The organism is Klebsiella sp. OBRC7, assembly GCF_000293135.1.
GTDB lineage: Bacteria > Pseudomonadota > Gammaproteobacteria > Enterobacterales > Enterobacteriaceae > Klebsiella > Klebsiella michiganensis.
Genome location: NZ_ALNJ01000135.1, coordinates 1 through 15,626, shown reverse-complemented (window position 1 = coordinate 15,626; position 15,626 = coordinate 1). Strand labels below are relative to the sequence as shown.

The following is a 15,626-nucleotide window of genomic DNA, read 5'->3' as shown; positions in this document are numbered from 1 at the left end:
CTGCCGCAGGCTAATGAGTGGCAGCAGCCACAGATTGTGCAACCGTGATAAAATAAAGCGATAAACCCGTCGTCAGGAGTCACCATGGAATTTGATTGCCCCGTGTGCCATGCGCAGCTTGCTGTGCAGGGCAATAGCGCCCGCTGTGAGCGTTGTGCGAAAGAGTATGTTGTCGAAGCCCGCTGCCCGGACTGCCACAAGCCGCTGGATGTGTTAAAAGCCTGCGGCGCGGTGGATTATTTTTGCCAGAATGGCCACGGGCTGATTTCGAAGAAACGCGTCGAGTTTGTGCCGATTTAATCTTTATCGCTGACGCAGCCTTCACCGTCGCGCCAGAGTTCAACCAGTGAATCTGGCGCACGATCCTCCGGGATGAGAATAATCAGGCTGTGGTAGTGCTGTTCGCTGACGATCTGAATGCGAAAAAAACGCTGGTCGCCCCGGCCAGGTGAGTCGGGCTGGCCCGGCGGCTTGCCCAGTGGGAGCGACTGTTGGAGGATCGTCGCGATCCGCTGCTTCTGTTGCTCGTTGAGCTTCGCCACGACGATCTTACGCATCCCGCTGAGCGCAGGGATCCAGGCAACGCCACCCTCGCGCGCCAGCTCAATCACCGCATCATCGCTAAGATCGGCAAGATTCATAGCACCACTCCGACCCGCTCCCAGGCCTGAGTAATCGCCTCTGCGGTCTCTTTGCCAGAGCGTTTCTCGCCGTGGCGAATTGTCAGCCTCGCAAAGGCTAAGAAATCGGCGTCTTTTGCCAGAGATTGATCGCACACCGCGTCGTACCAGGCGTATCCCGCTTTCTCCCATGCAAAACCGCCGAGGGCGCTGGCGGCGAGATAAAAGGCGTGATTAGGAATGCCGGAATTGATATGCACGCCGCCGTTATCCTGCTGGGTATGAACAAAATCTTTCATATGCGCGGGCTGCGGGTCTTTGCCAAGGATAGGGTCATCATAAGCGGTGCCAGGCTGCGACATAGAGCGCAGACCTTTACCGTGGATGCCTTTCGCGAGTAGCCCCTCGCCAATGATCCAGTCCGCTTTGTCTGCCGTCTGCTGGCGCTGATACTGTTTGACCAGCGAACCGAAAACATCGGAAAGTGATTCGTTCAGCGCGCCGGATTGTTCGAAATAGATGAGACCGGCTTCGCTCTCCGTCACGCCGTGGCTTAGTTCGTGCGCCACCACGTCAATGGCGATAGTAAAACGATTAAAAATCTCGCCATCCCCGTCGCCAAACACCATTTGTTGACCGTTCCAGAACGCGTTTTGATATTCGTGACCATAGTGGACGCTGCCGGTGAGCTTTAATCCGCGGTTATCCAGCGAATCACGCTGGTAGCTCTTCCAGAAAAAATCATGGGTGATGCCGAGATAGTCATAGGCTTCATCAACGGCAACGTCGCCGTTGGAGGGCTGTCCCTCAAAACGGACCTGGGTACCCGGCAGATCCTGGGTCTGCCCGGCATCATAAATATCGCGTTCAAGCAGGCCCGGCGTGGTGACGTGGGGCGCGGCAGGGCGCCCCGGAACGTGCGCCATCAGGGTCTGAACGTGGCTGAGGGTATTCTGCGCGCAGCGCTGCTGCTGAAGGGAACCACGATCGACAATGCGGCGTAAAATGTAGGGCGGAATCACATAACGAGGATAAGCATCTGGCATATCACGCTCCTTAGCCGGATAGAACCGTTTAAAAAGGGCATGACAGCAGTATAGTTATCCTCGCTCGAAATGGCAGGCTTATCCGGCTTTTTTGCGGGAACGGGTTTTCTTCACCGGCGTGATGTTCTTCACTTCGCTCTCTACCCAGCCATCGTTCAGACGGGTAGTGAGAACGTCTCCCTCGCGCACCTGTTTCGTTTGTTTCAGCACCTTACCGTCGCTGGCGGAAGTGACGCTATAGCCGCGGGCGAGCGTCGCCAGCGGGCTGACGGCTTCCAGATGCGTGACCATATTACCGAAGCGTTCACGTTGTTCGCCAAGACGCGCGCGGATGTTTTCCGCCAGCCGGTATTCCAGCTGTTGAATACGGCTCTGGACGCGGTGAATGCGCGGCTGCGGATTTTGTTGATTCAGGCGCTGCGCGGCGCGCTGCTGGCGCTGGTCGGCGCGCTTTATCTGCGTCTCAAGAGCGAAACGCATGCGCTGACGCAATCTTTCAAGCTCCGTTTGCTGACGGGCCAGCCGCAGCTGAGGATGCTGCTGCTGCAGACGGTGAAAAACCTGGGTAAAGCGACGATGGCGGTTGGCAAGGAAGTAGTCCATCGCCATTTCAAGGCGCTGCTGCCCGGACTGGAGCTGGCGCAGCAGCTCCTGCTGGTTGCGGCTGACCATTTCTGCCGCCGCGGAGGGCGTCGGGGCGCGCAGGTCGGCGACAAAATCGGCGATAGTGACGTCAGTCTCATGGCCTACGGCGCTGACGATGGCAATAGGGCTGGCAAAAATCGCCCGCGCCACTCGCTCATCGTTAAAGCTCCATAAATCTTCCAGCGAACCGCCGCCGCGCCCGACAATCAGCACGTCGCACTCCTGGCGCGCGTTGGCCAGCTCAATCGCGCGAACGATCTGCCCCGGCGCATCTTCTCCCTGGACGGCGGTCGGGTAAATAATCACCGGCAGGGAAGGATCGCGGCGCTTGAGCACGTGTAAAATATCGTGCAGCGCAGCGCCGGTTTTAGAGGTGATGACGCCGACGCAGTGCGCGGGAGAGGGGAGCGTTTTTTTATGCTGCTGATCGAACAAGCCTTCCGCCGCCAGCGCGGTCTTGAGCTGTTCATACTTCTGCTGCAGGAGACCTTCGCCCGCAGGCTGCATGCTTTCCACGATGATCTGATAATCGCCGCGCGGCTCGTACAGCGTGATATTGGCGCGGACCAGCACCTGCTGCCCGTGCTGCGGACGGAACGTCACGCGGCGGTTGCTGTTGCGGAACATCGCGCAGCGCACCTGGGCGTTATCGTCTTTTAGGGTGAAGTACCAGTGGCCGGAAGAGGGCTGGCTGAAATTGGAAATCTCGCCGCTGATCCATACCTGACCCATTTCACGCTCAAGCAGCAGTCGAACCGACTGATTAAGGCGGCTAACCGTGTAAATTGAGGGGGATTGAGATGGCAACATGTGAGCAAGATCAAATTCTAAATCAGCAGGTTATTCAGTCGATAGTAACCTGCTGGGAGGGGATCGCAAGTATTATTTGCAAAAAAGGGTAGATGCAATCGGTTACGCTCTGTATAATGCCACGGCAATATTTATCCACCCTGGTCGAGATATTGCCCATGCTACGTATCGCTAAAGAAGCCCTGACGTTTGACGACGTCCTCCTCGTTCCCGCTCATTCAACCGTTCTGCCAAATACCGCCGATCTCAGCACTCAGCTGACGAAAACCATTCGTCTGAATATTCCAATGCTCTCTGCTGCAATGGATACCGTGACGGAAGCGCGTCTGGCAATTGCCCTGGCACAGGAAGGCGGCATCGGCTTTATTCATAAAAACATGTCCATCGAGCGCCAGGCGGAAGAAGTTAAGCGCGTGAAGAAGCATGAGTCCGGCGTGGTTACCGACCCGCAGACCGTCCTGCCGACCACCACCCTGCGCGAAGTGAAAGAGCTGACTGAACGCAACGGTTTTGCTGGCTATCCGGTGGTGACCGAAGACAATGAGCTGGTCGGCATCATCACCGGTCGCGACGTGCGTTTCGTCACCGACCTGAATCAGCCGGTGAGCGTTTATATGACGCCGAAAGAGCGTCTGGTGACCGTTCGCGAAGGCGAAAGCCGCGAAGTGGTTTTTGCCAAAATGCATGAAAAACGCGTTGAGAAAGCGCTGGTTGTGGATGACAGCTTCCATCTTCTCGGCATGATCACCGTTAAAGATTTCCAGAAAGCGGAGCGTAAACCGAACGCCTGTAAAGATGAGCAGGGTCGCCTGCGCGTCGGTGCGGCGGTGGGTGCGGGCGCCGGTAACGAAGAGCGCGTGGATGCGCTGGTTGCCGCGGGCGTAGATATTCTGCTGATCGACTCCTCTCACGGCCACTCTGAAGGCGTATTGCAGCGTATCCGCGATACCCGTGCGAAGTATCCTGACCTGCAAATCATCGGCGGCAACGTGGCGACCGGCGCGGGTGCACGTGCGCTGGCGGAAGCCGGCTGCAGCGCGGTGAAAGTGGGTATCGGCCCTGGCTCCATCTGTACGACTCGTATCGTGACCGGCGTGGGCGTTCCGCAGATCACCGCCGTTTCTGACGCGGTTGCAGCGCTGGAAGGCACCGGTATCCCGGTTATCGCCGACGGCGGTATTCGTTTCTCCGGCGATATTGCGAAAGCGATTGCCGCGGGCGCAGCCGCCGTCATGGTTGGCTCAATGCTGGCCGGTACTGAAGAATCCCCGGGTGAAATCGAACTCTACCAGGGCCGTTCGTACAAATCTTACCGCGGTATGGGTTCCCTTGGCGCGATGTCTAAAGGTTCCTCCGATCGCTACTTCCAGACCGATAACGCCGCCGACAAACTGGTACCGGAAGGTATCGAAGGCCGCGTCGCCTATAAAGGCCGCCTGAAAGAGATCATTCACCAGCAGATGGGCGGCCTGCGCTCCTGTATGGGCTTGACCGGTTGTGGTACCATCGACACCTTGCGGACCAAAGCGGAATTCGTGCGCATCAGCGGCGCGGGTATCCAGGAGAGCCACGTTCACGACGTGACTATCACCAAGGAATCCCCGAACTACCGCATGGGCTCCTGATTTTCATCGCCCGGCCACGCGCCGGGCGATTTATTTAACCTGTATCACTTGCCTCGGAATTATCGTCAATGACGGATAACATTCATAAACATCGTATTCTTATCCTGGACTTCGGTTCTCAGTACACCCAGCTGGTTGCGCGTCGCGTTCGTGAATTAGGTGTCTACTGTGAACTGTGGGCATGGGACGTGACTGAAGCTCAAATTCGTGAGTTTAATCCTAACGGCATTATTCTTTCCGGCGGCCCGGAAAGCACCACCGAAGATAACAGCCCGCGCGCGCCGCAGTATGTCTTTGAAGCCGGCGTGCCGGTATTCGGCGTATGCTACGGCATGCAGACCATGGCGATGCAGCTGGGCGGCCACGTTGAAGCCTCTAATGAACGTGAGTTCGGCTATGCGCAGGTTGAAGTGCAGACCGATAGCGCCCTGATTCACGGTATCGAAGATGCGCTGAGCGCGGACGGTAAGCCGATGCTGGACGTCTGGATGAGCCACGGCGACAAAGTCACCGCCATCCCGTCTGACTTCGTCACCGTTGCCAGCACCGAAACCTGCCCGTTCGCCATTATGGCTAACGAAGAGAAGCGTTTCTACGGCGTACAGTTCCACCCGGAAGTCACCCACACCCGTCAGGGTCTGCGCATGCTGGAGCGTTTCGTACGCGATATCTGCCAGTGTGAAGCGCTGTGGACCCCGGCCAAAATTATCGACGATGCTATTGAGCGCATTCGTCAGCAGGTTGGCGATGATAAAGTGATCCTCGGCCTGTCCGGCGGCGTGGATTCCTCCGTCACCGCCATGCTGCTGCACCGCGCCATCGGCAAAAACCTGACCTGCGTCTTTGTGGATAACGGTCTGCTGCGTCTGAATGAAGCCCAGCAGGTTATGGATATGTTTGGCGATCGCTTCGGCCTGAACATCGTTCACGTCGAAGGCGAGGCGCGTTTCCTGGCTGCGCTGGCGGGCGAAAACGATCCGGAAGCGAAGCGTAAAATCATCGGTCGCGTGTTCGTTGAAGTGTTTGACGAAGAAGCGCTGAAGCTGGAAGACGTGAAATGGCTGGCGCAAGGGACCATCTACCCTGACGTCATCGAGTCCGCTGCTTCCGCAACCGGTAAAGCGCACGTCATCAAATCTCACCACAACGTGGGCGGCCTGCCGAAAGAGATGAAGATGGGCCTCGTTGAACCGCTGCGCGAGCTGTTCAAAGATGAAGTGCGTAAGATTGGCCTCGAACTGGGTCTGCCGTACGATATGCTGTACCGCCACCCGTTCCCGGGGCCGGGTCTGGGCGTGCGCGTGCTGGGTGAAGTGAAGAAAGAGTACTGCGACCTGCTGCGCCGCGCGGATGCAATCTTCATTGAAGAGCTGCACAAAGCCGACCTGTACAACAAAGTGAGCCAGGCGTTCACCGTATTCCTGCCCGTCCGTTCCGTCGGCGTCATGGGCGATGGCCGTAAGTACGACTGGGTCGTTTCCCTGCGTGCGGTTGAAACCATCGACTTTATGACCGCTCACTGGGCGCATCTGCCGTACGATTTCCTCGGCCGTGTATCCAACCGCATCATCAATGAAGTCAACGGTATTTCCCGAGTGGTGTACGACATCAGCGGTAAGCCGCCAGCGACCATTGAGTGGGAATAAACTTTATTCTTTGCGTTAATTGAATAAAAATAATGCCATTAATGATTGACGTCATTAATGGCATTTTTCTTAACAATATCGCCGGATTACGGCGTTCTCTGAGACAATAAATACCCATACACCGGGTATCTGCTGTCAGCCCGGTTCGTCAATCGCCGCTGGCGTATTCTCCCGCTGACACCATGCAATGGCCATCGCCAGAGCTGCCACCACCAGGGCCAGCGCTGCGGAAATCGCTAAACTGCCCCTTATCCCGAGATGATCATTCAGCCACGCGTAGGCAAACGGCGAGGCGGCGGCCAGCAGCTGCGCGGGAATCAACAGAATACCGGTTCGCCGTGCATAATCCTCGGCGGCAAAAAGCTGCAGCGGCAGAGTGGCTTTAAATACGGTCGTCAGGCCGTTGATCGCGCCGTAACCCAGCACAAATCCGCCGGCCGCCCACGACAGATATGGCCCGCTCAGGCCGAGCGCAAAGCAGAGCGGCATCACCAGGGTAGTCAGTATCGTTAGCCGCAACGGCGTAAGGACAGAACCGGAAGCCACTTCGAGAAAGCGCGCGCCGGTTTGCCCAATCCCCCACAGCATTCCCACCGCGACAGGAAGCCCGACGCTGGCGATATACTCGGGGAGATGCGTCGAGGTACCGTTGGAAACAAAGGTAACCAGCGCAATCAGCGACGCGTACAGGAGGGCAGGGCGTTTATCGCGGTGGGTGAGCCGCTGGCGTTGCATTATCCGTTTCGTTGACGGCAGTCGATGATTTGGCATTTTCCACAGCAGCATCGCGCTGAGCAGGCCAAACAAGGCATAGATCAGCAGCGCATGCCGCCAGTCCATCTGCGTCAACAACCCGGCGCCGAGCGGCCAGAACAGAGCCGAAGCCAGGCCGCCGGCCAGCGTCACGCGTGAGATAGTTAATCTGGCGCTTTGCCCATAGATATTCACCAGCGCGGCGAACAGCGCGTCGTAGAGCGCCAGACGCATCCCGGCGCCGGTCAGGACCCAGGTGGCTAACCAGCCCGGCAGACTCTGGACGTAAGCCATTATCAGGCAGCCCGCTGAAATCATCAGAGTCCCCGTGACCACCACCCGTTGGCCCCCAAAGCGGGCCAGTAGCCGGGCGACAAACGGGGAGAGCATCGCCATCATCAGCATGGCGATAGTCAGGCCAAAGTAGATTTCCGTTGCGGCCCAGCCGGTCTCCTGAGCAATAGCTCTGGCGAAAGTGCCGGGCATATAAAATGAGATTCCCCAGTTAATTAGCTGGTTGCACCCGGCGGCAAGCGTGACAGCGCCCGGCGCGGAGAGTGGTTTTGCAGATGTTTTCATGATCGTCCATTTTGTTACGCTGTTGTCGGCAGCATACTCTGCACGCTATTGTGGAGGCAGGCCGATCCATTTATGACCCTTATAAGAGAAACTTTGTGATGATGACGCTCAATCTGGGAAATCTGGCGACGTTCCGCCTGGTGGTACAGCGCGGAAGCTTTTCCGCCGCAGCTGACCTGCTGGGGCTGTCGCAGCCTGCGGTAAGTCTGCAGGTACGTCAGCTGGAACAATTTCTGCAGACCAGACTGCTTGAGCGAACAGGACGAGGCATCAAAGCGACGGCGGCCGGTATCGCCCTTCTGGCGCACAGCGAGCGGATTGAACTGGCGGTGGGCGCGGCAGTGCAATCGGTTAGCGAATTCAATCGAGACATCAGCGGCTCGATAACGTTGGGTACCGGGGCGACCGCCTGTATCCACCTCTTACCGCCGCTGCTGCAGACGCTGCATCAGGATCATCCTCTGCTGACGGTGAGGGTCACGGTTGGCAATACCCTGGAAGTGGTTCGGGCTATCGAGGAGAACCGGCTTGATCTGGGCCTTTGTACGCTTCCGGCGAACGGACGCAGCCTGGCGGTGACGCCGGTTTTAGATGAGGAGTTTGTCGGTATTTTTAGCGATGCTCAGGACGACCCGCCCTCGCTGCTGACGCCAGAGGTTCTGCAATCATTGCCGCTAATTGCTTTTGAAGCGGGTAGCGGAACCCGGGAGCTGATTGACGGCTGGTTTCGCCATAATGGAATGATGGTCGTGCCAGTCATGCAGTTAGGCAGCATTGAGGCGATTAAGCGCATGGTGCGCGCGGGACTGGGATACAGCATCGTGCCGCGTATGGCGGTAGAGGATCCGCAGGATCGCGTCGGCCTGAACGTACAATCGTTGACTCCGCGTCTGTATCGGCAGTTAGGCATCGTCATGCGGCAGGATAAAATCATCAGCAAAGGCATCGCTGAAGTGCTGCGTTTGCTCTCTCAGGCCGGCTGCTGAACAACGTACCGCGCTTATTTTTGTACTGGCGTTTTTAGCGGATCTGAAGGTTCAACGGTGATAGTGGATTGCTGAGATTGCTTTTTGTCCTGATGGTGGTACCAGGCACCGATGGATGAGTAGACAAAGCGTCCAAAGAAGAAGATAAAGCTGATAAGCAGTACGATACGGGTCATGCGACGGTTAAATCGATGTCGTTTACGCATACTGGGTGCCTGACTCACAAAAGGTTCCTTAAAGTATACCCAAAGGATGGGCGATGTGCGTATTAAGGCACAGTAACGCGGAAGGGTCAATTGATGAGGATGTAAAAATCCCAGGGGTAAAACATTAATATATGTTATATAAGATAATCCTCGTATTTACATGCTTTCTGCTTATAGCAAATTGATGTTAAAAAAAAGACATTATTAATATTAGCGACGTGATTTTTTGATTTATATCAATCGTCTATTTTCACCGACAACTAAAATCACCAGCCAGTTCCGCGTTGTTATTCCTTGCGCGATTATGACGGTTGGTTGGATGCCTGCCTGAATATACCCTGCAGGATTTAGGGTTATCCGTAGAGCATCTATGAACATTATTAAACTTTACAGACGATATCGGGATAAATGGTGGTCGCTGCCGCTCATCTTACCCATCCTTTTACTCCCCCTGGCAAGATGGGCGAACACCGTTGCCGTACTGAATGGTAATGAAGTTTATCTTTACTATTTACCTCTGGCGTTAGTGCTGAGCCTGATGCTGTTTTTCGGCTGGGCTGCTTTACCGGGGATCGTTGTCGGTTTGCTGCTTTCCATCACGCGCGGCATGACGCTGGAAGATTCCATCGGCGTGATTTTCCATTTTCTTATTCCGACCGTTCTTTGCTGGGGTGGGTATCGCGTTTTTGTCCCGCGAAGGCAGCAAATCTCGCATGGTAATGTGCGACTGATGCCTCAGCGATTGTTCTGGCAAATGTTGCTGCCATCGCTGATCTTTCTTATCCTTTCCCAAATCGCTGAATATTTGGGAATTCATCCTCGCGCGACCGGGTTGATTGAGGTCAACCCTTTAAGTTTGCGTTCGCTTATCACCTTCCAGGCCCTGATGGCCGGATGCCTTACCGGCGTGCCGCTATGCTACTTTATTATTCGAATGATCCGCAACCCGCTCTATATTCGGGGTTTTGTTTCTCAGGTTCGCCTGCAGATTGACCCGAAAATAAAGCCCTTAGAGTTTATTTTATGGGCGGCAGTGCTGTTAGTTTTATTAGTACTGCTATTAATGCCGCTGAGTAGTACAAGCACTATTTTTAGTACAAATTATACCTTGTCCTTGCTTATGCCGGTGATGCTGTGGGGGGCGATGCGCTTTGGCTATCGCTTCATTTCATTAGTCTGGTCCCCTGTTTTAATTGTTATTATCCACTTTCATTATCAATATCTCCCGCAGTCACCGATTTACAGTAATCAGCTGGCTATTACCTCTTCCAGCTATCTGGTGTTTTCATTTATTATCGCCTATATGGCGATGCTGGCGACGCAGCAGCGAATTTTTTATGCGCGGATGCGGCGGATGGCCTTTATTGATCCGGTTGTACGCTTGCCCAATATCCGCGCGCTGAGCCGGGCGTTAAATAAATCCTCCTGGTCAGTGCTGTGCTTCTTACGCATTCCCGAGCTGGAAATATTGGGCCGCCATTACGGCGTTCTGTTGCGCATTCAGTACAAGCAACTGCTGGCCGAGTCGCTTGGCGATCTATTGCAGCCCGGGGAGGATATCTATCAGATGGCCGGGCATGAGCTGGTGGTCCATCTGAACAGTGAAGACTATCAGCAGCGAGTCCCTCTGCTGTTTGAACAGTTCAAAAAGTTTCGCTTTGTCTGGAACGGTATGCCGCTGCAGCCGCCCGTGGGATTTAGCTATTGCAACGTGCGCTCCCCGGTGATTCATCTGCATTTACTGCTGGGTGAGCTCAGCAGCGCGGCCGACCTTTCCCTCGCGACCGGCAGTCCAGAAAATTTACAGCGCCGCGGAGCCATCAATATGCAGCAGGAGCTGAAAGACAAAGTCACCATAATGAATCAGCTGGTGAAGGCGCTGGAGCAGGATCGTTTCATACTGATGGCGCAGCCGATTGTCGGCATTCGGGGAGATAGCTACCATGAAGTGCTGCTCAGGATGCTGAACGACGACGATGAAATCATCATGCCGGATACCTTTTTACCGGTGGCGCACGAGTTTGGGCTGTCGGCGCGCATCGATAGCTGGGTTCTTGAACATACGCTCATCTTTATGGACAAGCGGCGTAAAAATCTTCCTGGAATGCGTCTGGCGATAAATATCTCACCTTTTTCAGTGAGTAACAGCCACTTCCATCAGCAGGTAAAAACGCTGCTTGAGCATTATGACATCGAACCCTGGCAGATTATTTTTGAGCTGACTGAGAACCATTCACTGACTAATCCTGAACAAGCACGAAAAACCCTGGCACAGCTCCAGGAGCTGGGCTGTCGGGTAGCGATTGATGACTTTGGCACCGGCTATGCCAGCTACGCGCGGCTGAAAACGATGAATGCGGATCTGCTGAAAATCGACGGTAGTTTTATCCGTAATCTGGTGACCAGCAGTCTGGACTATCAGGCCGTTGCCTCTATTTGCCTTCTGGCGAGGATGAAAAATATGCAGGTGGTGGCCGAATATGTCGAAACGCCCGAGATTCGGCAGGCTGTGGTTTCGCTGGGGATTGATTATATGCAGGGCTATGATATCGGCAAACCGGCCCCGCTTGAGGCGCTGGTTGAGGATTGATAAGCGAATGGGCCGGATGCCCGGCCCATATGCGCGAAACTAGCTTGCCGCGTCAGGCTTCTCTTCCTCGCTGATTTTCAGCCACCAGTCAGGCACCCCTTCCCAGTATTCCTGCTCTTTTTCCAGGTCGAGCAGCACCAGCGCATTCTGGCTAAACCAGTCGTGCGGGAAGGTCAGCGTCCAGTGGTTTGCCTCGGTTTTCAGCGTAAGGCTCGGCGGCGTTGTCGTTGCCTGACGCTGGTTATTCAGCAGCACGCCAAGGCGCAGCAGCTGAATTAACGGCAGAAACTGCTTCTTCTTAAACAGTGTGAATCGCGGTAAATCATCCAGCTTAATCGCTTTACGGTGATAGCGAACTAAGGTGGCCATCAGCATTTGCTGTTCCTGATTAAAGCCCGGCAGATCGCTGTTTTGCAGGATATAAGCCGAATGACGGTGCATGCCGCTGTGGTTAATATTTAAGCCGACTTCATGCAGCATGGTTGCCCATTTCAGCAGCGCCGCCAGATGGGGGTTCGCGAGCTTGGGGTTCTGCTCCTGCCATTGCTCATAAATATGCGTGGTGGTCTCCAGCACCCGACGCGCCTGCTCGCGATCGATATTGTACTGGTTCGCCAGGCTCTGCGCGGTGCGGCTACGGATATCCTGGTGACGGAAACGTCCTTCCATCTCGTACAGTACGCCTTCGCGCAGCGCGCCGTCGGATAAGCGCAGCTCTTTAATCGCCAGCGCGTCAAATACCCCGCACAGGATAGCAAGACCGGGCGCAAAAACGGCTTTCCGATCTTCAGACAGTCCGGGCAGGCTCAGCGAGTCGAAGTTTTTATACTTCAGCAGCTCTTCGACCAGCATCTCGAGGCGCTCGGGAGTGATGAACCCGTCTTTCTCGCCCATGGCCACCAGCACTTCGTGAGCGGCTTTTATGGTGCCCGATGCGCCCAGGGCGACGTTCCACCCCTGGATGCGGAACTGCCAGGCCAGAGTTTCCAGCTTCTGCACAGCGGAAAGACGCGCGCGCTGGAAATTCTCTTTGTTGATGACGCCGCCAGCAAAGTAGGCCTGAGAGAAGCTCACGCAGCCCATACGACGGCTTTCCACCAGGCGAGGCTCGAAATCCTCGCCGATAACCAGCTCGGTAGAGCCGCCGCCGATATCAATGACCAGCTTACGGCCTCGCTCCGGCTGCGTGTGCTCCACGCCCATAAAAATCAGACGCGCTTCTTCGTTGCCGGGAATGATTTCGATCGGGTAGGGGATGACCTGCTCCGCGCGCTTCAGGAACTCTGCGGCGTTTGTCGCCTGGCGCAGCGTGTGCGTGCCGACGATACAGACGCTTGATGGGTCAAAACCCTGCAGGCGCTCGGCGAACAGCGACAGGCAGTTCAGCCCGCGCGCAATAGCCTCTTCGCTCAGTACAGAGTTTTCATCCAGACCGTCGGCCAGATGTACGCGCTGTTTCAGACGACCGATGATCTGCATTGCCCCGTCAACGACACGGGCGATCACCATATGAAAACTGTTCGAACCGAGGTCGACCGCAGCGAACTCCTGCGGCCGAGGGGCATTTTCGTTTATTGGCATAGGTTAGTCGGGCTGTTCAAGTGATTTGAGGTAGTCGTATATCGCCATCTGTGCGCGCACTTTGCGGCGATTGCCGCGCGGCACGTAGCGATTACTCAGTTCTTTATCAAGATAGCGTGCTTTCACCGTATCGTTGAAGAGGAGATCGAAAATATCCAGCACCCGTTGTTTCAGGCGCGGATCCAGCAGCGGCGCGGCCACTTCGATACGATAGTCAATATTGCGCGTCATCCAGTCCGCGGACGATAGCCAAACCTGCTTATCGCCGCCGTTTTCAAAGCAATAAACGCGGTCATGCTCAAGGAAACGGTCAACAATGCTGGTCACGCGAATATTTTCGCTGATTCCTTCCAGACCGGGGATTAGCGAGCACATACCGCGAATAAGCAAATTAACCGGCACGCCGGAGCTGGAAGCGGCGTAGAGACGATCGACCAGCCCCTTATCGACCAGGTTGTTCAGCTTCAGCATGATGCCCGACGGCTGACCATTTTGCGCGTTGGCGATTTCACGATCGATCATCTCATAAAGCAGGCGACGCGAGTTTTGCGGCGACACCAGCAGATAATCGAAGCTGACCGGGCGGTAGGGGTTTTCAATAAAGTTAAATACCCGGCGGACTTCATTGGTGATGCGCGCATCGGCGGTCAGCAGCGAGTAGTCGGTGTAAAGACGCGCGGTTTTTTCGTTGAAATTGCCGGTGCCGATATGCGCATAGCGCACGACTTCATCGCCCTCTTTGCGCGAAACCAGGAACAGCTTGGCGTGGATCTTGAGGCCCGGCGCGGAGAAGATAACGTGCACGCCGGCTTCGGTCAGGCGTTTAGCCCAATGAATATTGGCTTCTTCATCGAAACGCGCCTGTAGCTCCACGACGACCGTCACTTTCTTACCGTTGTGGGCGGCGTGAATCATCGAGTCGATAATCCGTGAATCTTTCGCGACGCGGTAGATGTTGATTTTGATAGCCAGCACGCTTGGGTCGAAAGAGGCCTGGCGCAGCAGTTCAAGGACGTGTTCAAACGTATGGTACGGGTAGTAAAGCAGCACGTCGCGTTCGCGGATTGCGTCAAAGCCGTTGCGGAATTTATCAAACCATAGATGACGCAGACGCGGCATCGGTTTGTTGACCAGATTGGCTTTGCCGACGTTCGGGAAGCCGATAAAGTCTTTAAAGTTGTGGTAACGACCGCCCGGCAGCATCGAATCGTAGTTGGAGATGGAGAGCTTATCGCGCAGCATTTCGACCATCGCGTCGGGCATATCTCGCTGATAAACGAAGCGCACCGGCTCGGCGGTCAGACGCTGTTTCAGGCTGGAGGACATCAGCTCCATCAGGCTCGATTCCATCTCGTGCACCAGATCGTATTCGGCGTCGCGGGTCATTTTCATCGAGTAGGCGTTCAGCGCGTCGTAATCAAAAAAGCCCTTGAAGATATCATCCAGGCAGTAGCGCAGGATGTTATCTAACAAAATCATCGGCTTGCGGCGGCGAGGCGCTTCCGGCGGCAGGTTCACAAAACGCGGCACCTTGTCTGACGGAATTTCAAGCAGCGCGTAATTGATGGTATCCCCGCGAATAATCTCGACGGCCAGGTAGGTGTAATCATCCTTCAGGAACTGCACCAGATCCGTTTCGCGGTTAATCAGGATTGGCGTGATGTGCTGACGAAGATACAGCTTGAAGTAGTTACGCAGCCAGGACTGCTGGTTGACGGAGAGCTGGCGTTCGTTGATCAGGAAAATCTGGTTACGCGCCATTTCCAGCAGCAGCTCGTTGTATAAGCCGTCAAACTCCTGATCGGCCTTGAGCACGCGGGCCTGAATTTTGCCCAGCAGATGGCGAGAGTGCGCGGTACTGCCTTGTTCTTCGCTGATGATGATGCGACGCTTCAGCTCGGCAAAGCGCACTTTATAAAATTCATCGAGGTTATTGGAGTAAATCCCTAAAAAGCGCATGCGCTCGATCAGCGGGTTGCTTTTGTCCGCCGCTTCCTGAAGTACGCGCTCGTTAAAGGATAACCAGCTGAGTTCTTTTTCGATGTATAGCTTTTCCTGGCCCATTACAGCTCACACTCCGGTAGATGTATGTTGCTTTTTCATTATGGCGAGCTTTGCCACTGAATGTCCAATTATGTCAAAGAAGTATGACTGTTTTCTTTCAGTATATAGCGAAGAAAAACAGACGATTTTCACGACTTACGTTATGTTCAAGGCAAGGTGAGATCCAGGAGCAAAACCATGTGGGAGACGCGGGCGTTAGAACTGAATAATCAGGATATATGGAACTGGTCATCGGTATGCAATCTGGTCAGGTATGCCTCTCAGCATGGCTTTAATACTATCGTGGTGGGGCAGGCAGATCTCTTTGGTAAGCTGGTGTCCCCGAAGGGATATACGCCTTTTCACTATAACGATAGCGTTTCCAGCCAGCAGAGAGCGCGCTGTATCTACCTTAATCGTCTCGCCATGTATTGCCGCGAGCAGGGGCTGCGATTTTATTTACAGGCAAAAGAGCTGGGTTTCCCAACGGAATTGC

Annotated in this window: 11 protein-coding genes and 2 pseudogenes; 6 read left to right on the top strand and 7 right to left on the bottom strand. The window is 55.0% G+C overall.

Annotation, left to right across the window (positions count from 1 at the left end; genetic code table 11):
* Positions 1 to 84: 84 nt before the first annotated feature.
* On the top strand, positions 85 to 300 hold the full coding sequence (locus HMPREF1144_RS24790) for a zinc ribbon domain-containing protein (protein WP_009654352.1): 216 nt from the start codon (positions 85 to 87) through the stop codon (positions 298 to 300).
* Here HMPREF1144_RS24790 and HMPREF1144_RS24785 read toward each other — a convergent pair.
* The 3 genes and pseudogenes from HMPREF1144_RS24785 to xseA all read right to left on the bottom strand — a co-directional run.
* Positions 297 to 641 (bottom strand): protealysin inhibitor emfourin, encoded by a 345-nt coding sequence (locus tag HMPREF1144_RS24785; protein ID WP_009654386.1) that lies wholly within the window; start codon positions 639 to 641, stop codon positions 297 to 299. The genes HMPREF1144_RS24790 and HMPREF1144_RS24785 overlap by 4 nt on opposite strands.
* Entirely contained in the window at positions 638 to 1,666 is a 1,029-nt protein-coding gene (locus HMPREF1144_RS24780) for a M4 family metallopeptidase (protein ID WP_004853180.1), read from the bottom strand. The genes HMPREF1144_RS24785 and HMPREF1144_RS24780 overlap by 4 nt, the downstream gene beginning before the upstream one ends.
* A gap of 68 nt (positions 1,667 to 1,734) precedes the next feature.
* Positions 1,735 to 3,121: pseudogene (gene xseA / locus HMPREF1144_RS24775) on the bottom strand (exodeoxyribonuclease VII large subunit); the annotation flags it as partial.
* A 158-nt stretch (positions 3,122 to 3,279) separates the two neighbouring features.
* On the opposite strand from xseA, the gene guaB reads away from it, so the two are divergent.
* Positions 3,280 to 4,746 carry an IMP dehydrogenase gene (gene guaB, locus HMPREF1144_RS24770; protein ID WP_009654351.1) on the top strand — a complete coding sequence of 489 codons (1,467 nt, stop codon included), beginning with the start codon at positions 3,280 to 3,282 and terminating at the stop codon, positions 4,744 to 4,746.
* Between the two features lie 68 nt (positions 4,747 to 4,814).
* The gene (gene guaA, locus HMPREF1144_RS24765; protein WP_004853173.1) at positions 4,815 to 6,392 is read left to right on the top strand and encodes a glutamine-hydrolyzing GMP synthase; all 1,578 of its coding nucleotides are present in this window, start codon (positions 4,815 to 4,817) and stop codon (positions 6,390 to 6,392) included.
* A 135-nt stretch (positions 6,393 to 6,527) separates the two neighbouring features.
* On the opposite strand, the gene HMPREF1144_RS24760 is transcribed toward guaA, so the two are convergent.
* A complete protein-coding gene (locus tag HMPREF1144_RS24760) occupies positions 6,528 to 7,724 on the bottom strand; it encodes an MFS transporter (RefSeq protein ID WP_009654370.1) in 1,197 nt (398 codons plus the stop codon).
* 98 nt (positions 7,725 to 7,822) lie between these two features.
* On the opposite strand from HMPREF1144_RS24760, the gene HMPREF1144_RS24755 reads away from it, so the two are divergent.
* The gene (locus HMPREF1144_RS24755; RefSeq protein ID WP_009654346.1) at positions 7,823 to 8,710 is read left to right on the top strand and encodes a LysR family transcriptional regulator; all 888 of its coding nucleotides are present in this window, start codon (positions 7,823 to 7,825) and stop codon (positions 8,708 to 8,710) included.
* A gap of 14 nt (positions 8,711 to 8,724) precedes the next feature.
* Here the strand turns inward: HMPREF1144_RS24755 and HMPREF1144_RS24750 are convergent, their stop codons facing one another.
* Positions 8,725 to 8,916, bottom strand: coding sequence for a YfgG family protein (locus tag HMPREF1144_RS24750; protein ID WP_009654356.1), 192 nt, complete (start codon positions 8,914 to 8,916; stop codon positions 8,725 to 8,727).
* Positions 8,917 to 9,286: 370 nt separating this feature from the next.
* On the opposite strand from HMPREF1144_RS24750, the gene HMPREF1144_RS24745 reads away from it, so the two are divergent.
* Entirely contained in the window at positions 9,287 to 11,506 is a 2,220-nt protein-coding gene (locus HMPREF1144_RS24745; protein WP_004853124.1) for an EAL domain-containing protein, read from the top strand.
* Positions 11,507 to 11,545: 39 nt separating this feature from the next.
* Here the strand turns inward: HMPREF1144_RS24745 and ppx are convergent, their stop codons facing one another.
* Together ppx and ppk1 are read right to left on the bottom strand one after the other, a co-directional pair.
* Positions 11,546 to 13,087, bottom strand: coding sequence for an exopolyphosphatase (gene ppx / locus HMPREF1144_RS24740; RefSeq protein WP_004853121.1), 1,542 nt, complete (start codon positions 13,085 to 13,087; stop codon positions 11,546 to 11,548).
* 3 nt (positions 13,088 to 13,090) lie between these two features.
* Positions 13,091 to 15,151, bottom strand: a complete 2,061-nt coding sequence (gene ppk1, locus HMPREF1144_RS24735) for a polyphosphate kinase 1 (RefSeq protein ID WP_004123499.1) — start codon at positions 15,149 to 15,151, stop codon at positions 13,091 to 13,093.
* 177 nt (positions 15,152 to 15,328) lie between these two features.
* Between ppk1 and HMPREF1144_RS24730 the strand changes: the two are divergent.
* Positions 15,329 to 15,626 (top strand): annotated as a pseudogene (locus HMPREF1144_RS24730) (hypothetical protein); the annotation flags it as partial.